The 18,231-nt window shown below is 73.1% G+C and carries 18 protein-coding genes; 14 read left to right on the top strand and 4 right to left on the bottom strand.

What is annotated here, in order from left to right; translation table 11 throughout:
* The first annotated feature begins 109 nt into the window (after positions 1-109).
* Positions 110-1,558 (top strand): argininosuccinate synthase, encoded by a 1,449-nt coding sequence (gene argG / locus AC27IY_RS02960; RefSeq protein ID WP_344216596.1) that lies wholly within the window; start codon positions 110-112, stop codon positions 1,556-1,558.
* A 51-nt stretch (positions 1,559-1,609) separates the two neighbouring features.
* Here the strand turns inward: argG and AC27IY_RS02955 are convergent, their stop codons facing one another.
* Positions 1,610-2,806, bottom strand: a complete 1,197-nt coding sequence (locus tag AC27IY_RS02955) for a helix-turn-helix domain-containing protein (RefSeq protein ID WP_487177046.1) — start codon at positions 2,804-2,806, stop codon at positions 1,610-1,612.
* A 188-nt stretch (positions 2,807-2,994) separates the two neighbouring features.
* Here AC27IY_RS02955 and AC27IY_RS02950 point away from each other — a divergent pair, with 188 nt between their 5' ends.
* The 10 genes from AC27IY_RS02950 to AC27IY_RS02905 are packed head-to-tail and all read left to right on the top strand — an operon-like array spanning position 2,995 to position 12,391.
* The gene (locus tag AC27IY_RS02950; RefSeq protein ID WP_487177045.1) at positions 2,995-3,774 is read left to right on the top strand and encodes an ABC transporter ATP-binding protein; all 780 of its coding nucleotides are present in this window, start codon (positions 2,995-2,997) and stop codon (positions 3,772-3,774) included.
* Positions 3,775-3,797: 23 nt separating this feature from the next.
* On the top strand, positions 3,798-4,568 hold the full coding sequence (locus tag AC27IY_RS02945) for an ABC transporter ATP-binding protein (protein WP_487177069.1): 771 nt from the start codon (positions 3,798-3,800) through the stop codon (positions 4,566-4,568).
* Positions 4,565-5,455, top strand: coding sequence for a branched-chain amino acid ABC transporter permease (locus tag AC27IY_RS02940; RefSeq protein WP_423448320.1), 891 nt, complete (start codon positions 4,565-4,567; stop codon positions 5,453-5,455). The genes AC27IY_RS02945 and AC27IY_RS02940 overlap by 4 nt, the downstream gene beginning before the upstream one ends.
* Complete coding sequence (locus AC27IY_RS02935; RefSeq protein WP_449952463.1) at positions 5,448-6,539, top strand: branched-chain amino acid ABC transporter permease; 1,092 nt, start codon at positions 5,448-5,450, stop codon at positions 6,537-6,539. The genes AC27IY_RS02940 and AC27IY_RS02935 overlap by 8 nt, the downstream gene beginning before the upstream one ends.
* A 1-nt stretch (position 6,540) precedes the next feature.
* Positions 6,541-7,815: an ABC transporter substrate-binding protein gene (locus AC27IY_RS02930; RefSeq protein ID WP_449952460.1), complete on the top strand. Its 1,275-nt coding sequence runs from the start codon at positions 6,541-6,543 to the stop codon at positions 7,813-7,815.
* A gap of 9 nt (positions 7,816-7,824) precedes the next feature.
* Positions 7,825-8,586, top strand: a complete 762-nt coding sequence (locus AC27IY_RS02925) for an ABC transporter ATP-binding protein (protein ID WP_487177044.1) — start codon at positions 7,825-7,827, stop codon at positions 8,584-8,586.
* Positions 8,583-9,275, top strand: coding sequence for an ABC transporter ATP-binding protein (locus AC27IY_RS02920; RefSeq protein WP_344216610.1), 693 nt, complete (start codon positions 8,583-8,585; stop codon positions 9,273-9,275). Before AC27IY_RS02925 ends, AC27IY_RS02920 begins: the two co-directional genes overlap by 4 nt.
* 4 nt (positions 9,276-9,279) lie before the next feature.
* The gene (locus AC27IY_RS02915) at positions 9,280-10,137 is read left to right on the top strand and encodes a branched-chain amino acid ABC transporter permease (protein WP_487177043.1); all 858 of its coding nucleotides are present in this window, start codon (positions 9,280-9,282) and stop codon (positions 10,135-10,137) included.
* Positions 10,134-11,165 (top strand): branched-chain amino acid ABC transporter permease, encoded by a 1,032-nt coding sequence (locus AC27IY_RS02910; RefSeq protein WP_487177042.1) that lies wholly within the window; start codon positions 10,134-10,136, stop codon positions 11,163-11,165. Before AC27IY_RS02915 ends, AC27IY_RS02910 begins: the two co-directional genes overlap by 4 nt.
* Complete coding sequence (locus AC27IY_RS02905) at positions 11,162-12,391, top strand: ABC transporter substrate-binding protein (protein WP_449952446.1); 1,230 nt, start codon at positions 11,162-11,164, stop codon at positions 12,389-12,391. The genes AC27IY_RS02910 and AC27IY_RS02905 overlap by 4 nt, the downstream gene beginning before the upstream one ends.
* Here AC27IY_RS02905 and AC27IY_RS02900 read toward each other — a convergent pair whose 3' ends face one another.
* Entirely contained in the window at positions 12,392-13,774 is a 1,383-nt protein-coding gene (locus AC27IY_RS02900; protein ID WP_487177041.1) for a S28 family serine protease, read from the bottom strand.
* A 294-nt stretch (positions 13,775-14,068) separates the two neighbouring features.
* Here AC27IY_RS02900 and AC27IY_RS02895 point away from each other — a divergent pair, with 294 nt between their 5' ends.
* Positions 14,069-14,587, top strand: a complete 519-nt coding sequence (locus AC27IY_RS02895; RefSeq protein ID WP_487177040.1) for a DUF6232 family protein — start codon at positions 14,069-14,071, stop codon at positions 14,585-14,587.
* A 218-nt stretch (positions 14,588-14,805) separates the two neighbouring features.
* The gene (locus AC27IY_RS02890; protein ID WP_344216622.1) at positions 14,806-14,928 is read left to right on the top strand and encodes a hypothetical protein; all 123 of its coding nucleotides are present in this window, start codon (positions 14,806-14,808) and stop codon (positions 14,926-14,928) included.
* Positions 14,929-14,952: 24 nt separating this feature from the next.
* On the opposite strand, the gene AC27IY_RS02885 is transcribed toward AC27IY_RS02890, so the two are convergent.
* Both AC27IY_RS02885 and AC27IY_RS02880 read right to left on the bottom strand, forming a co-directional pair.
* The gene (locus AC27IY_RS02885) at positions 14,953-16,122 is read right to left on the bottom strand and encodes a zinc-dependent alcohol dehydrogenase (protein ID WP_487177039.1); all 1,170 of its coding nucleotides are present in this window, start codon (positions 16,120-16,122) and stop codon (positions 14,953-14,955) included.
* Positions 16,119-17,012: an SRPBCC family protein gene (locus AC27IY_RS02880; protein WP_487177038.1), complete on the bottom strand. Its 894-nt coding sequence runs from the start codon at positions 17,010-17,012 to the stop codon at positions 16,119-16,121. Before AC27IY_RS02880 ends, AC27IY_RS02885 begins: the two co-directional genes overlap by 4 nt.
* A gap of 151 nt (positions 17,013-17,163) precedes the next feature.
* Here AC27IY_RS02880 and AC27IY_RS02875 point away from each other — a divergent pair, with 151 nt between their 5' ends.
* On the top strand, positions 17,164-18,057 hold the full coding sequence (locus AC27IY_RS02875; RefSeq protein ID WP_487177037.1) for a DUF1838 family protein: 894 nt from the start codon (positions 17,164-17,166) through the stop codon (positions 18,055-18,057).
* Positions 18,058-18,231 lie beyond the last annotated feature (174 nt).

Raw genomic sequence — 18,231 nt, 5'->3', positions numbered from 1 at the left:
AACGGGATCCTACGCCGTCCGCCGGAAAGCGGTTTCCATCACCGCGCTCCCCGCCACGTCCGCGCGCCGCATTGCATGGACATGCAGAGGTGTGTATATACTTCTGCTCGTGTCCAAGGTACTCACCTCCCTGCCTGTCGGTGAACGAGTCGGGATCGCCTTCTCCGGTGGTCTCGACACTTCGGTAGCGGTCGCGTGGATGCGCGAGAAGGGTGCAGTGCCGTGCACCTACACCGCCGAGATCGGCCAATACGACGAGCCCGACATCGCCTCCGTCCCCGGCCGCGCCACCGCCTACGGCGCCGAGATCGCCCGCCTGGTCGACGGCCGGGCGGCGCTCGTGGAGGAAGGGCTCGCGGCGCTGGCCTGCGGCGCGTTCCACATCCGCTCCGGCGGGCGCACCTACTTCAACACCACCCCGCTCGGCCGGGCGGTCACCGGCACCCTCCTCGTGCGCGCCATGCTGGAGGACGGCGTGCAGATCTGGGGTGACGGCTCGACGTTCAAGGGCAACGACATCGAGCGCTTCTACCGCTACGGCCTGCTGGCCAACCCCTCCCTGCGCATCTACAAGCCGTGGCTCGACGCCGACTTCGTGCACGAGCTCGGCGGGCGCAAGGAGATGTCGGAGTGGCTGCTGGCCCACGGCCTGCCCTACCGCGACAGCACCGAGAAGGCCTACTCGACCGACGCCAACATCTGGGGCGCGACCCACGAGGCCAAGTCTCTGGAGCACCTCGACACCGGCATCGAGATCGTCGAGCCGATCATGGGCGTGCGGTTCTGGGACCCCGAGGTGGAGATCGTCCCCGAGGACGTCACGATCGGCTTCGAGCAGGGCCGCCCCGTCACGATCAACGGCAAGGAGTTCGCCTCCGCCGTGGACCTGGTGCTGGAGGCCAACGCCATCGGCGGCCGGCACGGGCTCGGCATGTCCGACCAGATCGAGAACCGCATCATCGAGGCCAAGAGCCGCGGCGTCTACGAGGCCCCCGGCATGGCGCTGCTGCACGCCGCCTACGAGCGGCTGGTCAACGCCATCCACAACGAGGACACCCTGGCGAGCTACCACGTCGAGGGCCGCAAGCTCGGCCGGCTGCTGTACGAGGGCCGCTGGCTCGACCCGCAGGCGCTGATGCTGCGCGAGTCGCTGCAGCGCTGGGTCGGCATGGCCATCACCGGCGAGGTGACGCTGCGGCTGCGCCGCGGCGAGGACTACTCGATCCTCGACACCTCCGGCCCGGCGTTCAGCTACCACCCGGACAAGCTGTCCATGGAGCGCACCGAGGACTCCGCGTTCGGGCCGGTCGACCGCATCGGCCAGCTCACCATGCGCAACCTCGACATCGCCGACTCCCGGTCCAAGCTGGAGCAGTACGCCCGGCTCGGCATGGTCGGCGGCGGGCAGCCGACCCTGGTGGGCGCGGCCCAGGCCGCCTCGACCGGCCTCATCGGCGCCATGGACGAGGGCGGCGCGGAGGCCATCGCCTCGCGCGGCGAGGCCGTGGTGGAGGAGGAGCTGCTGGACCAGGCCGCGATGGAGTTCGGCACCGACTGAGGGTGAGCTGAGCGTGAGCGACGTGAGGCCGCGGGGTGTTCCCCCGCGGCCTCACGCGTTCCTGTTCGGCAGCAGGCGGGCCGCGTCGAGGGCCAGCGCCAGGTCCACCAGGTCACGGGGGCGGGCCAGCGAGCGGCCGGTGAGCTGCTCGATCCTGCGCACCCGGTTGACGATCGTGTTGCGGTGGCAGAACAGCCGGGCCGCGGCCCTGGCGGCCGAGCCGTCGCAGGCGAGCCAGGTCTCCAGCGTGGTCAGCAGCGTGTCGCGGTCGGCGGAGTCGAGCGCGAGCAGCGGCCCGAGCGCGCTGTCCAGCAGGTGGAAGGCGAGGTCGGGCCGGGTGAGCATGAGCGCGGCCGGCACCCGGCCGTCCAGGCGGGCGATCTCGGGCCCGCCGTCCACGCAGGTGCGCATGGCGAGCAGGGCCAGCTCGTGGGCGGCCGCCAGCTCGGCCAGGCCGGTCACGACGGGGCTCACGCCGGCCACGCCGCTGATGACGTAGCTGAGCTCCCTGCACAGGTCGTCCAGGCCGGCCCCGCCGAGCGCGGCCACGGCCACCTCGTGCCCGGTGCGCATCCGCCACAGCAGGCGCATGCCGTCCAGCGACTCGGGCAGCAGGACGTCGTCCTGCCGGCCGCCGCGGCGTACGGTGACGACCGCGTAGCTGCCGTGCTCGGGCAGGTCGAGCGCGGCCCCGGCGGCGCGGACCACCCCGGCGTCGGCGGTGCCGTCGAGCAGCGCGTCGAGCAGGGCGTTGACGCGTTCCCTGCTGCGGCCGAGTATCTCCTGCTCGCGCCGGTTGTAGGTGTCGCAGGCCACCATGGACTGCCGGTCGATGGCGTGCCAGACGTGCCCGGCGGCGCGCACCAGCACGCTCAGCCGTTCGGGCCGCTCGCGTTCCATGTGATCGACCAGCGCCGACCAGACGACCTGGCCGGCCAGGCGGTACATCCGCAGCAAAGAGTCGAGGGGCAGGCCCTGCTCGGCGCGGCGGCGGGCCATGTTCGCGGTGAAGACCAGGTCGCGGCGCTCGGAGGGCGGCTGCAGGATGGCGGTGAGCCCCAGCCGGACGCCTTCGAGCGTGCTCTTCCAGTGCTCGTCGTAGGGGACGCAGGCGCAGTACACCTCGTCGCCGTCGCGGGTGCGGGCGACCAGCTCGCCGGTCAGCTCGGGCAGGTGCTCCAGCAGGACCACGGCGGCGGTGCGCAACGTCTGGCGGACGTCCTCGTCCACGACCGTAGGGGGACGCATTCCCCGAGGCTGCCATCGCCCTCCGCTCCAGAACAAGGCTCTGTAGCGTTTTGTGATCCATCGTTGTGCGGCTGCACAACCGGGGCCCGGCCGCGGTGGGCAGGCCGCCTGACTTCCCGCCGGCATCTGGACGACGGCGCACGTCAGCGGTTTGGGTGAGCCGGCATGGGGTCTTGGGAGGAAGTCGTATGGCCGAACTGACCGTGGGCGATCTCGTCGTGGACTACGGGCCGGTGCGCGCCCTGGACGGCGTGTCGATGCGGGTCCCGTCCGGCGCGGTCGTGGCCGTGCTCGGCGCGAACGGCGCGGGCAAGACGACGCTGCTGCGCGCGGTCTCGGGAACGCTCCGGTTCCAGCGCGGCCGGATCGCGCGCGGCACGGTCGAGCTGGACGGCGCCCGCCTGTCCGGCCTCGGCGCGGCGGCGGTGGTGCGGTGCGGCGTCACGCACGTGCCGGAGGGCCGGCGGGTGTTCGCCCGCATGACCGTGGAGGAGAACCTGCGCGCGGGCGGCCTCGGCACGCCGCGCCGGGCCGCCGCCGAGGCGAGGGAGCGGGTGCGGGAGCTGTTCCCGGTGCTCGCCGAGCGCTCCCGCCAGCCCGCTGGGCTGCTGTCGGGCGGCGAGCAGCAGATGCTGGCCATCGGCCGGGCGCTCATGGCGGGGCCGTCGGTGCTGCTGCTCGACGAGCCGACGCTGGGGCTGGCCCCGCAGATGGCCGCCAGGATCGCGGCCACGATCAAGGCGATCAACGCGGCGGGCACGTCGGTGCTGCTCGTGGAGCAGAACGTGGCCACGGCGCTGTCGCTGGCCTCCTACGCGTACGTGCTGGAGGTCGGCGGGGTGGCGATGGAGGGCCCGGCGGCCGCGCTGGCCGCCAGCGACGAGGTCAGACGGCGCTACCTGGGCGTCAGCGACGAGGCCCCGGCCGAGGCGCGCCCCCGCGCCGGGCTGTCGAGGTGGTCGGCGTGACCGGCACATACCGACCGGGCGGTATGCCGCCGCTGGAGGTCCGTGACGTGACCGTCCGCTTCGCCGGGCTGACGGCGCTCGACGGCGTCAGCTTCACCGTCGAGCCCGGCACGGTGCACGCCCTCATCGGCCCGAACGGCGCCGGCAAGTCCACCTGCTTCAACGTGCTGTCCGGCGTCTACCGGGCCACCTCGGGCAGCGTCCGGCTGGGCGGGACCGAGCTGACCGCGCTGCGCCCGCACGAGGTGGCGGCGCTCGGCGTGGCCCGCACCTTCCAGAACATCGCGCTCTCCCCCCGCCTGCCGGTGCGCGACAACCTGCTGCTCGGCCGGCACCGGCTCACCCGCGCCGGCTTCGTCGCGGCCGGGCTGCGGCTGCCCCGCGCCCGCCGCGAGGAGCGCGCCCACGAGGCGAGGGTCGCGGAGATCGCCGCGTTCGTCGGGCTCGGCGACCTGCTCGGCACGCCGGTCGGGCTGCTGCCGTACGGGATCCGCAAACGGGTGGAGCTGGCCCGCGCCCTGGCGATGGAGCCGCGCCTGCTGCTGCTCGACGAGCCGGTGGCCGGGATGAACAGCGGCGAGCGGGTCGAGATGGCCGAGCTGATCGCCTCGGTCAGGGAGAGCCTCGGGATCTCGATCCTGCTGGTGGAGCACGACATGGGCATGGTCATGCGCCTCGCCGACCGGGTGACCGTGCTGGACTTCGGCCGCCGCATCGCCGACGGCCCGCCCGCCGAGGTCCAGAACGATCCGAAGGTCGTCGGCGCGTACCTGGGCACCGGGGAGGGCTCGTGATCACGTTCCTGGAGCTGCTCGTCAACGGGATCTCCATCGGGGCCGTGTACGCGCTCATCGCGCTCGGCTTCGTCGTCATCTTCAAGGCGACCGAGGTGGTGAACTTCGCGCATGCCTCGCTGCTGCTGGCCGGCGGCTACGTGGTGGCGCGGCTGCACGGCGCGATCGGCTTCTGGCCCGCGCTGCTGGCCGGGATCGCCGTGGCCGCCGTGCTCGGCGCGCTGGTGGAGTTCCTCGTCATCCGCCGGTCCAAGGCGGCCGCGCACGGCGTGCTCGCGATCGTGACGATCGGCGTGGACATCGTGCTGACGACCGAGCTGACCCGCAGGATCGGCACCGAGGTGCTGGCCATGGGCGACCCGTGGGGGTCGCGGGTGGTGCATCTCGGGCCGGTCCCGGTGGCCGAGACCCGGCTGGTCGCGCTGGTCACGGCGGCGCTGCTGATCGCGGTGTTCCTGCTGGCGTTCAAGTTCACCGGCTGGGGCGTGGCGATGCGGGCCACGGCCGAGGACCCGGAGACGGCCGCGCTGATGGGCGTGCGGCTCGGCCGGGTGTCGCTCAGCGCGTGGGCGGTGGCCGGGGCGCTGGCGGCGGTGGCCGCGCTGTTCCTGTGCGTCTTCCCCACGCCGGGCCTGGACCGCGGCGCCTCCTTCGCGGCGCTGAAGGCGTTCCCCGCGGCCATTCTCGGCGGCCTGGACTCCACGACGGGCGCGCTGGTCGGCGGCCTGGTCGTCGGGGTCACCGAGGCGCTGATGACCGGCTACCAGAACGACCTGACCTTCCTGGGCCGCGGGATCGGCGACGTGGCGCCGTTCCTCGTCATGATCGCCATCCTGCTGCTGCGGCCCGCGGGCCTGTTCGGCACGAAGGAGCTCGCCCGTGTCTAGGCATCTGATCAGGGCCTGCGTGCTGGCCGCCTTCGTGGCGGTGCCCTTCTACCTGGAGGGGTTCTGGCTGCAGGCGGGGCTGTTCGCGATGTCGGCCGCGGTCGGCGCGATCGGGATCAACCTGCTGACCGGCGCCACCGGCCAGCTCTCCATGGGCCACGCGTTCTTCCTGGCGGTGGGCGCCTACGCCTACGTGTACTTCGCCGCCGAGCCCACGGAGGCGCTGGGCGGCCTGGGGCTGCCCACGCCGCTCGCCGCCGTGCTCGCCGTGGCCCTGTCGGGGGCGGCGGGCGGGCTGTTCAGCCCGATCGCCGGGCGGCTCAAGGGCGCCTACCTGGGCATCGCCACGCTGGCGCTGATCTTCCTGGGCCAGCACCTGCTGTTCAACGCGGGGCCGGTGACGGGCGGCTTCAACGGCCGCGCGGTGCCGCCCCTGGAGCTGTTCGGCTTCGTCCTCGCCGACACGCCGGAGCTGGTCGTCATGGACGTGCCGTTCGGCGCGCTGGAGCGGCTGTGGTTCCTCGGCGGGGCGGTGCTGCTGGCGGCGGCGCTGTTCGCCCGCGGCGTGCTGCGCGGCCGTCCCGGGCGGGCCATGAACACCATCCGCGACCACGAGATCGCCGCCGGGGTGATGGGCGTGCCGGTCGCCCGCTACCGGGCCGGGGTGTTCGTGCTGTCGTCCATGTACGGCGGCCTCGCCGGCGTGCTGCTCGCCCTGGTCTTCCAGCGCACGGTGCCGGACTACTTCGGCATGCTGCTCTCCCTCGACTACCTCGCGATGATCGTGATCGGCGGCCTCGGCTCGGTGGGCGGCGCGGTGATCGGGGCGGTCTTCGTCTCCCTGCTGCCGCAGCTGCTGACCCGCTACGGCGACGCGCTGCCGCTGGTGGCCGCGCCGGGCTCGGGCGACGGCGTCTCCCCCGCCGAGGCCGCCCGCCTCCTGTACGGCGCGGCCGTGGTCGCGGTCGTGCTCTTCCTGCCGGGCGGGCTGCTCGGCCTGCTCCACTCGCTGCGCCGGCGGCTGCCCGGCCTGCGGCTCCCCCTGTCCGCGAACCCCACCCCGTCCCCTGAGACCAGGAGCTGACATGTCCAGTAACCGCAAGGCCGTCGTGGCCGCGCTCGTGTCCCTGGCGCTGGCCGCCACCGCCTGCGCCAGCGGCAAGGCCACCGGCGGTGGCGGCCAGGCGAGCGCCACCGGCGGCGACGGCGTCAAGACGGGCCCCGGCGTGACCGCCGACACGATCACCCTCAGCCTGCTCACCGACCTGACCGGCCCGTACGCCTCCCTCGGCAAGAGCCTCACCCAGGCCCAGCAGCTCTACTTCGACCAGGTCAACCAGGCGGGCGGCGTCTGCGGCAGGAAGATCGAGACCGTCGTGCGCGACCACGGCTACGACGCCCAGAAGGCGATGGCGTCCTACGCCGAGGTGGCGCCGAAGACGGCGGCGATCCCGCAGTTCATCGGCTCGCCGATGGTGACCGCGCTCAAGGACAAGATCAACGCCGACAAGGTGCTCACCATCCCGATGGCGTGGGCGACCGGGCTGCTCGGCAGCGAGGCCATCCAGGTCACCGGCACCACGTACGACGTGGACATGATCAACGGCGTGGACTTCCTGGTGAAGGAGAAGGGGCTGAAGTCCGGCGACAAGATCGGTCACCTGTACTTCGAGGGCGACTACGGCGAGAGCGCGCTCGCCGGGTCCACGTACGCGGCCGGCAAGCTCGGCCTCACCGTGGTCGAGCAGAAGATCAAGGCGACGGACCAGGACATGACGGCCCAGGTGGCGGCGTTCAAGAAGGCGGGGGTGAAGGCCGTGCTGGTCTCGGCCGGCCCGCGTCAGGCCGCCTCGCTGGTCGGCGTGGCCCTGGCCGGCGGGATGGACGTGCCGTTCATGGGCAGCAACTCGGCCTACAGCCCGCAGCTGCTCGAGACGCCGGCCGCGCCCGCTCTGCTGAAGGACTTCTACTACGTGACCGCCGGCGCGCCGATCAGCGCGCCGCTGCCCGCCTACCAGAAGCTCATCGCCGACTACCGCGCCAAGTACGCCGGCCAGCCGCTCGACAGCGGCGTGGCGGCGGGCTGGACGGCGGCCGTCATCGTCGGCGACGCCCTGCGCAAGGCGTGCGAGAACAAGGACCTCAGCCGGGCGGGCATCATCGCGGCCCACCGCTCGCAGAAGGCGTGGGAGGCCGGGCTGGGCGGCACGCCGATGGACTTCAGCGTCTATGACCGGCCCGCCTCGCGCGCGTCGTACATCGTCAAGCCGGACAAGGACGCCGTCGGCGGCGCCACGCTCGTCAAGGAGGCAGCCGTGTCCGAGCTGGCCGAGGGCTACACCGTCCCCACGGCGGGCTGAGCCGGCGACATGGCCGCGTTGCTGGAGGTCTCCGGGCTCACCATGCGCTTCGGCGGGGTCACCGCGCTCTCGGGCGTGGACCTCGCCGTCGGTGAGGGCGAACTCGTCGGCCTCATCGGGCCCAACGGCGCGGGCAAGAGCACCCTGTTCGACTGCCTGACCCGGCGGTGCGCGCCGCAGGAGGGGCACGTGCTGCTGGCGGGCGAGGACCTGGCCCGGCTGCCCGCGCACCGGGTGGCGGGGCGCGGGGTGGCCCGCACCTTCCAGAACACCGCGCTGTTCCCCGGCCTGTCGGTGCGGGAGAACGTGATGGCGGGCGCGCACCGGCACGGCCGGGCCGGGTTCTGGGGGGCGGCGCTCGGGCTGGCGGCGGGCGAGGAGCGGCGGCTGCGGGAGACGGCCGACGCGCTGCTGGCCCGGTTCGGGCTGGGCGAGTACGCCGACCATCCGCCCGAGGCGCTGCCGTACGGGACGACCAAGCTCGTCGAGATCGCGCGGGCGCTGGCGTCCGGGCCGCGGCTGCTGCTGCTCGACGAGCCGGCGGGCGGGCTCGCCCCGTCCGAGGTGCCGGCGTTCGCCGCGCTGATCCGGCGGCTGCACGCGGAGCTGCGGCTGACGATCGTCGTCGTGGAGCACCACCTGGACTTCGTGCTGTCGCTGTGCCGCAGGATCGTCTGCCTGGAACGGGGACACAAGATCGCCGACGGCCCGGCGGAGGTCGTCCGCCGGGACCCCGCCGTGGTGGCCGCCTGCCTGGGAGTCACGCCATGACGGGCCCGACGGGCGGGGCCGGGCTGGAGGTGCGGGGGTTGCGGGCCGAGTACGGGGCGGCCCGCGTGCTGCACGGCGTCGACCTGACCGTGCCGGAGGGCGAGATCGCGGTGCTGCTCGGCCCGAACGGCGCGGGCCGCACGACGCTGCTGCGCGCCCTGTCCGGCCTGGTACGGGCGCGCGGCACGGCCACGCTCGGCGGGACGCGGCTGCTCGGCCGCGCCCCCGACGAGATCGCCCGCCTCGGGGTCGCGCACGTCACCCAGGAGGGCGGCACGTTCGGCCCGCTGACCGTCGAGGAGAACCTGCGGGTGGGCGCACGGGCCCGCCCGTGGCCGCGGCGCGGCGCCGGCGAGGACCTGGAGCGGCTGTTCGGCTGGTTCCCGGTGCTCCGGGCGCAGCTCAGCCAGCCCGCGGGCACGCTGAGCGGCGGCGAGCAGCGCCTGCTCGCCATCGCCCGCGCGCTGATGGCCCGCCCCCGGCTGCTGCTCATGGACGAGCCGATGCGCGGCCTGGCCCCCCGGACGGCGGGCCTGCTCTTCCGCACCATCCACGCGATCAACAGGGACGAGGGGACCACGATGGTCATCGTCGAGCACAACGTGCCGGCGGCGCTGGAGGTGGCGCACCGGTCCTTCCTCATGGAGGCGGGCCGGATCACCGCCAGGCGCGTCCGAGGGAGGTGGTGAGCCGGTGTTCGGCCAGCAACTCCTCGAAGGGCTGGGCGCGGGCGCGGGGTACGCGGCCCTCGCGCTCGCCCTGGTGCTCACCTACCGCTTCACCGGGATCGTCAACTTCGCGCAGGGCGAGCTGGCCATGCTCGCCACGTACGTGGCCTGGCAGCTCGTCGTGTCCGGGATGCCGTACTGGGTGGCGCTGCCGGTGACGGTGGCGCTCGCCTTCGCCGCGGGCGTGGTGACCGAGCGGCTGGTCATCCGCAGGCTGGAGAGCGGCGCGGGCGAGGTGACGCTGGTGGTGACCACGATCGGCCTGTACGTGCTGGTCAACGCGCTGGCCACGCTGGTGTGGACGGCGGCGCTGCGGGCCTTCCCTAGCCCGTTCCCCGACGCCCCGCCGGGGCTCGCCGCGCTCGCGGCGGCGGGCCTGGCAGGGACGGTGCTCGGGGCGCTGGCGCTGGTGGTGCGGCGTACCGGGCTCGGCCTGGTGATGCGGGCCGTCGCGGCGGACGCCCGCTCGGCGCGGCTGTCGGGCGTGCGCGTGGGATGGGTGCTGGCGCTGGGCTGGGGCGCGGCGGCGGCGGTCGGCGCGCTGTCGGGCGTGCTGCTCGCCCCGGCGCTCTTCCTGGAGCCCTCGATGATGACCGGGGTGCTGGTCCACGCCTTCGCCGCCGCCACGCTGGGCGGGTTCGACAGCGCGCCCGGCGCGGTGGCGGGCGGGCTGGCCGTCGGGGTCGCCGAGACGCTGGCGGGCACGTACCTCGGGTTCGTCGGGGCGGACCTGAAGATCGCGGTGCCGCTGGTGATCGTGGTCGCGGTGCTGCTGCTGCGCCCGCAGGGCCTGTTCGGCTCGGCTCCGGTGGAGCGGGCATGACCGGCGTCCAGGGGGCCGCGCTCACCGGGCACCGGCGGCCGGCGGTGGGGCTGGCGGCCGGTGACCGGCGGCCGACGTGGCCGTGGCGGCGGGCCGCGCTCGTGGTGATCGGGGTGGCGGCGGCAGGGCTGCCGTTCGTGCTGCCGCCGTACCGGCTGTTCCAGGTGACGCTGGTGCTGGTGTACGCCGTGGCGCTGCTCGGGCTGGACCTCGTGGTGGGACACAGCGGGCAGATCTCGCTGGGGCACGGGGCCTTCTTCGGCGTCGGGGCGTACGTGGCGGCGGTCATGATCGGGCGGCTGGGGCTGCCGTACCCGGTGACGCTGCCCGCCGCCGCGCTGGTCACGTACGGGCTGGGCTGGGCGGCCGGGCTGCCCGCGCTGCGGCTGCGCGGCCTGTACCTGGCCGTGGTGACCTTCTCCGTCGCGGTGGTGCTGCCGCCGCTGCTGAAGCGGTTCCCCGAGGTCACCGGCGGCGCGATGGGGATGCCGGTGGCCACGCCGCGCGGGGCCGGGCTCGACGACGACCAGTGGATCTACTTCCTGGTGCTGGCGACGGCGGCGGTGGCCGTGGCCGGGATCCGCAACCTGACACGCTCGCGCGGCGGGCGGGCGCTCACCGCGATCCGGCAGCATCCGGCGGCGGCCGAGGTGCTCGGCATGCGCGCCGCGTCCCACCTGACGCGGGCGTTCGCCTGGAGCGCGATGTACGCGGGCGTGGCGGGCGCCCTCCACACGTGGACGACGGGGTTCGTCGCGCCGGACACCTTCACGCTGAGCCTGTCCATCACCCTGCTGGCCGGGGCGGTGATCGGCGGCCTGGCGACGCCGGCCGGGCCGCTGCTCGGCGCGCTGGTCGTGACGGCGGTGCCGGCCGCGGCCCGCGAGCTGGACCCGGCCGCCCCCGGCCTGGTGTCCGGGCTGCTCATCGTCGTGGTGGTCTACGCGGCCCCGACCGGCCTGGCGGGGCTGCTGCGCCGGGCCGCCGCCGCCGTGGCCGCCCGTCTCCCGGCGGGGAGGCGGGCATGAGACGGGTCCTGCTGGTCCTGATGCTCCTGCTGGTGACGGGGTGCAGGACGGACGGCGGCGGCGCCGTGCTCACCGGCGAGTGCGCGGGCCAGGACGGCACCGGCATCGGCGCGGACCACGTCAAGGTGGGCGGGATCTACCCGCTGTCGGGACCCGCCTCCGCCTACGCGGCGGTCGCGCAGGGCGCGGGCGCGTACTTCGCGCACGTCAACCGGCACGGCGGCGTGGACGGGCGGCGCGTCGACTTCCTCGTCCGCGACGACGCCTACGAGCCGGCCCGCGCGGTCGAGGAGGCCCGCAGGCTGGTGCTGCACGAGCGGGTGTTCGCGCTGTTCCAGACGCTCGGCACGCCCTCGACGGCGGCGGTGCGCGAGTTCGCCCACCGGTGGAAGGTGCCGCAGGTGTTCGTCGCGACCGGGGCCGCCGCGTGGGGCGCCGAGGCCGCGCGCCGCCCCTGGACGATCGGCTTCCAGCCGAGCTACGTCGCCGAGGCCCGCGTCTACGCCCGCTACCTCGCCGAGGAGGTGCCGCACGCCCGCGTCGCGGTGCTCTACCAGAACGACGACTTCGGCCACGAGCTGCTGGACGGCTTCCGCCGCGCGATCGAAGGCACCTCGGTGCGGATCGTGGCCGAGCGCGGCTACGAGGTGACCGACCCCGGCGTGCAGGGCCAGCTCGCCAACCTCGCCGCGTCGAAGGCGGACGTGCTGCTCGACGTGAGCACGCCGAAGTTCGCCGCGCAGGCGCTGGCCGCCGACGCCGCCATGACCGGCTGGAACCCGCTGCACATACTGAACGGCGTGGCCGCCTCCCCCGCCGTGCTCAAGCCGGTCGGCTACGACAAGGTGCAGGGTGTGATCACCGCCGGGTTCCAGAAGGACCCGGCCGCGCCGGAGTGGGCCGACGACCCGGCCGTGCGGACGTATCTGACGGCGCTGGAGCGCTACGCCCCCGAAGCCGACCCCGGCAGCCAGCAGGTGGTCTTCGGCTGGATGGCGGCGGAGGCGTTCGTCAAGACGCTGCGGAGCATGCGCTGCCCCTCGCGGGAGGCGCTGCGCGCGGCGGCGCACCGGCTGGACGACGTCCGGCTCGGCATGCTGCTGCCGGGGATCACGCTGTCCACCGGGCCGGGTGACGCCTTCCCGATCGAGGCCGAGCAGCTTTCGCGTTTCGAGGGCGAGCGGTGGGTGCCGTTCGGGCGGGTGATCGACACCCGCGCCGGGTGATCAGGCGGGCCGTCGATGGACGAGCATGTCGTCGTCCGGCAGCGTCGCGGTGCCCGGGGAGCGCAGCAGCGACGTCGCCCCCGCCCAGCGCCGCAGCGTCGCGACGGCCTCCCTCTGCTCGGCCTCGGGCAGGGAGGCGATGTTGGCGCCGTGGTTGGCGCCCGGCACGACGTACAGGTACGAGTCCCGGCCCGACGGGGTGAACCGCTCGGCGCTCCAGGGGTCGTTCTGGCCGTAGACGAACATCATCCGCTCCGACTGGCTGCGCACCCAGAAGTCCACGTCGAGCATGGGCAGGGGCTGGTGCCGGGCGCGCAGCTCGGCGGGCAGCACCGAGTTGGGCTGGTAGAGGCCGCGGTACCGGGTGAGGCCGCGCAGGTGGGCGAAGGCGAGGTCGGGCCAGCCGAGCTGGGTGGCCGCCTGGTGGTAGTAGGGCCAGTAGTACTCGAGGCCCTGGTCGGTGTAGAAGCCGAAGAACGCGACGTTGTCGATCCAGGCGTAGAGCTGCTCGTCGGTCGCGGTGGCCGGCGGCACCGAGGCGCAGTCCGCGGCCGTCGAGTACTGCCAGAAGGCCCACACCGTGTCCAGGACGGTCATCTCGTACGAGCGGTCGGCGCTGCCGAGCGTCCTGGTGAAGGTGTAGCCGTTGCGGGCGGCGTCCGCCTCCAGCAGGGGGACCATCCGGTCGCGGCGCAGCAGCGCCTCGCGCTGCACGGTCTCCAGCGCCTGCCGGCAGGGGGCGGTGCCGACCTCGGCGAAGAAGCGGTCGTAGTCGCGGTCGAGCTGGTTGACCGGGTCGTCGGGGGCGACGTAGGCCACGACGCCGTCCACGTCGCCGGGGTAGAAGCGGCGGTGGTAGACGGAGGTCATGCCGCCCTTGCTGGCGCCGGTCTGGATCCAGCGGCCCGGGTAGATCGTCCTGAGCGCCTGGACGATGCGGTGCTCGTCCGTGGCCTCCTGCCAGATGTTCAGGTCGCGCCAGTCGGCGGGCGCGGGGCGCGAGGAGCGGAAGAAGCGGTGCTCGACGGAGACCTGGTTGGCGTCGAGGATCCTGGTGGGCTCGGTCCGCGAGGGGGCGGGGTCGGCGGCCAGGCCGTAGCCGCCGGTGTAGAGGACCACGGGAACGTCGACGGCGCGGTGGAGCAGGGTGAGGCGCTGCTGGAACGTCCCCTTGCGCGGGTCGCGGTGGTCGATCGGCTGGGTGTAGCTGAGGACGAAGAACCGGTAGCCGGCCGGCTGCGTCTCCGACACCACGGTCAGGCCGGGGATGGCCCTGAGCTGGTCCAGCGGGTCCTGCTCCTCCTCCGCCGCGGCGGCCGGCGCGCTCATGGGCACGGTGACGGCGGTCAGGATGAGCAGAACGGTCAGGAGCAGGCTTCGCACGGTGGCGCCTCCAGCCGGACGTGAGCACGGGTCCGACCGCAGTGTCCCCGCGATCTTCCCGCAGGGCAAGGGTTGACTTCTCCCGTTTCGTCCCCAGAAGCTCCCGCCGGCACAGGCCGGACCGCCTTCGCGGCCCTCGCCGGACATATTGCCACATTTCAGCTTTTATTATTTTTTCGGAATTTACAGTTACGCGAATGTCGATCCAATGAATCCAACTAGTTATCAATAATCCGCCCATCGGCCGCCACCGAAACATAGATTTCTTCTCATCTCCCAGAAAGGGGCGGGACAATGGGAACTGAATACGCGCCGGTGCAGGTGCTGGTTCGCGACGGGGTCATGCAGGTCGGCAGCGACACCTACGCGCTGCGGACCATCACGCACATCGGACAGCGGAAATTGGTGGCGGACAAGGGCGCGGCGTGGCGGAAATTCGTCGTCCGCGCCCTGCTCACCCTGATCTTCGGCGGCGTCCTCGTGGGGACGCTGGGCGACATGTGGACGCTCGCGCTCGTCGTCGTCCTCGCGCTGCTGATCTGGCGGCTCGTGGCGGTGCTCCGGCTGCCGCCGGTGTACGGCCTGGTCATCGGCACCGCCGGAGTCGAGCGCGAGGCCGTCTGGGGCACCGACCGAGGCGAGATCGACCAGCTCTCCGCCGATCTCACCGCCGCCGTGGGCAAGCTCGACCTGCCGCCGATGACCTTCAACATCACCCACGCCGTGGGCCGCAACGAGGTCATCAACCAGTACGGCGCCGGCAGCATCGGGAAAGCGACCCACCACGGCGCCGGAAACATCGAGACCCGTTGAACGGCGGCGACGAGATCCACCAATACGGGCCGGGCAGCATCGGAAAAGCGGTGCATCACGGGACCGGGGACATCGTGGCCGGCGGGAAACATCAGTCGTCCCCGCAGTCGCCGCAGCCGGTTTCTCCGGCACCGCCTGGAAGGGCGCCCGGAAGAAAGCACCGGAAATCGCGGAGAAACGGGGCGGCGGCGGCCGGCTGCGCGGTGCTGTCGGCGGTCGTGAGCGCGCTGATCAATCTGCTCACCGCGTCATGGAGCTGGTGGGTGTTCGCGGCCGCCGCCGTCCTGCTGTCCGTCTGGGCGGCGGTCGCGTACGCGGGGGAGAAGGGCCGGCGGGGCTGACGCCTCCTCCCCCGCGCTCGGCGGCTACGTCGTGAGCACGACCTTGTTGCACTCGTCCTGCTTGTGCTTGAACAGCTCGAAGCCGCGCGGCGCCTCGTTCAGCGGCATCCGGTGCGAGATGACGAAGCTCGGGTCGATCTCGCCCGCGCGGATCCGGTCCAGCAGCGGACGCATGTAGCGCTGCACGTGGCACTGACCGGTGCGGATCGTCAGCGAACGGTTCATGACGGTGCCCATCGGGAACTTGTCGACGAACCCGCCGTAGACGCCGATCACCGACACCACGCCGCCGTTGCGGCAGGCCATGATGGCCTCACGCAGCACATACGGGCGCTCGGTCTCCAGCCGGGCGGCCTGCTTGGTGCGGTCGTAGGCGTACATCGCCGGGGTCGGATGATGGGCCTCCATGCCCACCGCGTCGATGCAGGCGTCCGGGCCGCGCCCGCCGGTCATGTCACGCAGCGCCTCCAGCACGTTCACCTCCTCGTAGTCGAGCACCTCGGCGCCGGTCCGCTGGGCCCGCTTGAGCCGGTACGGGAACCGGTCGATGACGATGACCCGGTCGGCACCGAGCAGGAACGCGCTGGCCGCGGCGAGCTGCCCCACCGGCCCCGCACCCCAGATCGCGATCGTCTGGCCCGGCTTGATGTCGCACATCTCCGCGCCCATGAAGCCCGTCGGGAAGATGTCCGACAGGAACAGCACCTTCTCGTCCGGCAGGTCGTCCTCGATCTTGATCGGGCCCACATCGGCGAACGGGACCCGGGCGTACTCGGCCTGCCCGCCGGGGAAGCCCCCCAGCATGTGCGAGTAGCCGAAGATCCCAGCGGGCGCATGCCCCATCAGCTTCTCGGCCATGCCCGCGTTGGGGTTGGAGTTCTCGCACACCGAGTACAGCTCCGCCTCACAGGCGAAGCACGCCCCGCACGCGATCGGGAACGGCACCACCACACGATCCCCGGGCCGCAGGTTGCGCACGCCGGGACCGACCTCCACGACCTCGCCCATGAACTCGTGGCCGAGGATGTCACCCTTCTTCACCGTCGGGATGTAGCCGTCCACCAGGTGCAGGTCGGAGCCGCAGATCGCGGTCGAGGTGACGCGGACGATCGCGTCCCGCGCGTTGAGGATCTGCGGGTCCGGGACGTTCTGGACCTCGACGCTGTTGCGGCCGGTCCACACGATGGCCTTCATGCCCGTGCTCCGATCGGTTGTGCGGGACGCTGGTGGAGCTGACGCCGGGCGCGGTGCCCCTCCGGGCTGCCCTCGGAACGGACCACCTCGCCGGTCTCCATGACCTGCTTGAAGCGGCGCAGATCGTCGCGGACCTGCTGCTCAGGATGCTCGCCCAACATGCGGGCGACGGCGGCGGCGAGCTTGCGGCCGCGCATGCCGTACTCCAGCGAGACGTCCACGACGGTGCCGCGCCCGCCGGGGCCGTCGGTGAAGCTGACCAGGCCCGCGTTGCGAACCCCCTTGCCGGGCACCGAGCGCCAGGCGATGAGGTCGCCGGCCCGCTCGTCGATGATCTCGGCCTCCCATTCCAGGTCGACCACCGGGCCCTTGGCCCGCCAGCGGGAGCGGCCCCCGCCGAGGGTGCGGACGGACTCCAGGTGGGTCATGAAGGTCGGCAGATTCTCCAGGTCGCGCCAGAAGCGGTAGACCTCGGCGCGCGGCTTGTTGATGGTGATGGAGGCGCGCACCTGGAGCGGGCTGCGGGCCTTGCGGGCGCGCATCCCGGTGCAGGCGGCGTCGAGGGCGGCGATGCCGGCGACCGCGCCGAGCGCGCACAGCGCGCGGCGGCGCCGGGCGCCGGTGCGGGTGGCGGCGGCCGTGCCGAGCAGGCCGAGGTCCATCGCGTCGCCGGCCATCCTGGTCCACGTCCACCGGGCGGGCGTCTTGCCGCCGAGCAGCAGCGCGGCGTGCAGCAGCTCGCGTCCCCCCGCGAGCCTGGCGATCGTCGTGGCCCCCGGCGCGTCGTCGACGCCGCACAGGCGGGTCACGGCCCGGGGCGCCGCGAGCTGCGCCGTGCCGAGCGCGAGGCTGGTCCAGCCCAGCGCACGGCCGAATCGGTCGGTCATCATGCGGTCCTCACAGGTGTCGGATGTACGTGCGAGCGCCGGGAGACGCCACGCCTCCCGGTGCCCTTCGCGCCCCGTACCCCTGACAAAAGGGATGACACACCCAGTTTCCGGCACGAAATACACGCAGCGTTAAGCCTTTATTCTGATCGTCATGGACTCGACGCATCCCGGCCCCGTTTACCGAACGGTGACCGACTCGAGCGGAATGCTGGCCCTCCAAACTTTCGGACGTCCGGATGGGGAGGACATGGTTTTCCGCATTTCCGGCTCCGTCTACGCCAACATTCCCGGTGACGCGCTGAAACCTGATATTCCGCATGGCCGGAAATTGTTCGGGATCGAGGGCTACAACATTCGCCGCCTGTACCGCGTGCCCGGCACCGACCGGCTCCACCAGCTCTCCCGCGAGATCGTCTGCTACACCGACCCCGGCGACCCCGTGCGCGTCCTGCGCGAATGGGCGAACCCCCTCGACGGCCGCACCTACCCGGTCGTGCCGATCAACAACGACGCGGTCAACTTCGGCCCGTTCCCCATCACCCCCGCCTTCGCCGGGCCGCCCGTGCGGCGGCTGCACGACGAGACCGTCTGGACCAGCGACATCGCCGTCCGCGCCGACTACGGCGCCACCCTGGGCGAGACGTTCGGCCTGGTCGGCGGCGTCTACACGGCGCAGGAGATGTTCGAGTTCCAGGTGGACGACCGCGAGGTGGCCGCGCGGACCGTCCCCGGCGAGATCCCGGACGGCGCGATGAAGGTCAAGGTGAGCTGGACGCGCACGGCCCCGTGGGCGCCGTTCATGGGCCTGGCCGAGAGCGAGGTGCGCGGGCAGCTCACCTACCGCGCCCACGCCTGGTCGCTCGACTCGTACGCCGACGTCGAGCCGTGGCTGCGCGCCGAGGTGGAGGCCCATCACCCGCTCTACACCGCCGCGCCGGACGAGCCGGGGCCGAGCCAGAACTCCTGGACCTCCTTCCACGCCAAGCAGCTCGACAAGGGCGCCATGACGTGGGCCGGCTGGTGCGCCGCCCACGGCCGGCCGTGAGCACGCCGGTCCTCGACCCGCTGACCGGCCGGATCGAGCGGCCCCTGCGTCCCGTCCCGCCGGACCGGCTCGCCGGGATCGCGGCCGGGCTGCGCGCGCGGGCCGCCGGGTGGGCGGCGGCGGGGCCGGCCGGGCGCGGCCCGGTGCTCGCCCGCTTCGCCGCGGCGCTGGCCC

Source organism: Nonomuraea sp. B208 (assembly GCF_057536035.1).
Note: the sequence above shows the minus strand (reverse complement) of the source record. Positions and strands in the feature narration are given on the sequence as shown.

What these genes read in the sequence shown, in the direction of transcription:
- AC27IY_RS02885 (WP_487177039.1), bottom strand. Translation starts at nt 16,122, where the DNA reads ATGAAGGCCATCGTGTGGACCGGCCGCAACAGCGTCGAGGTCCAGAAC.
- AC27IY_RS02875 (WP_487177037.1), top strand. Translation starts at nt 17,164, where the DNA reads ATGGACTCGACGCATCCCGGCCCCGTTTACCGAACGGTGACCGACTCG.
- AC27IY_RS02920 (WP_344216610.1), top strand. Translation starts at nt 8,583, where the DNA reads ATGACGGGCCCGACGGGCGGGGCCGGGCTGGAGGTGCGGGGGTTGCGG.
- AC27IY_RS02950 (WP_487177045.1), top strand. Translation starts at nt 2,995, where the DNA reads ATGGCCGAACTGACCGTGGGCGATCTCGTCGTGGACTACGGGCCGGTG.
- AC27IY_RS02905 (WP_449952446.1), top strand. Translation starts at nt 11,162, where the DNA reads ATGAGACGGGTCCTGCTGGTCCTGATGCTCCTGCTGGTGACGGGGTGC.
- AC27IY_RS02895 (WP_487177040.1), top strand. Translation starts at nt 14,069, where the DNA reads ATGGGAACTGAATACGCGCCGGTGCAGGTGCTGGTTCGCGACGGGGTC.
- AC27IY_RS02930 (WP_449952460.1), top strand. Translation starts at nt 6,541, where the DNA reads ATGTCCAGTAACCGCAAGGCCGTCGTGGCCGCGCTCGTGTCCCTGGCG.
- AC27IY_RS02955 (WP_487177046.1), bottom strand. Translation starts at nt 2,806, where the DNA reads ATGCGTCCCCCTACGGTCGTGGACGAGGACGTCCGCCAGACGTTGCGC.
- AC27IY_RS02945 (WP_487177069.1), top strand. Translation starts at nt 3,798, where the DNA reads ATGCCGCCGCTGGAGGTCCGTGACGTGACCGTCCGCTTCGCCGGGCTG.
- AC27IY_RS02910 (WP_487177042.1), top strand. Translation starts at nt 10,134, where the DNA reads ATGACCGGCGTCCAGGGGGCCGCGCTCACCGGGCACCGGCGGCCGGCG.
- AC27IY_RS02880 (WP_487177038.1), bottom strand. Translation starts at nt 17,012, where the DNA reads ATGATGACCGACCGATTCGGCCGTGCGCTGGGCTGGACCAGCCTCGCG.
- AC27IY_RS02925 (WP_487177044.1), top strand. Translation starts at nt 7,825, where the DNA reads ATGGCCGCGTTGCTGGAGGTCTCCGGGCTCACCATGCGCTTCGGCGGG.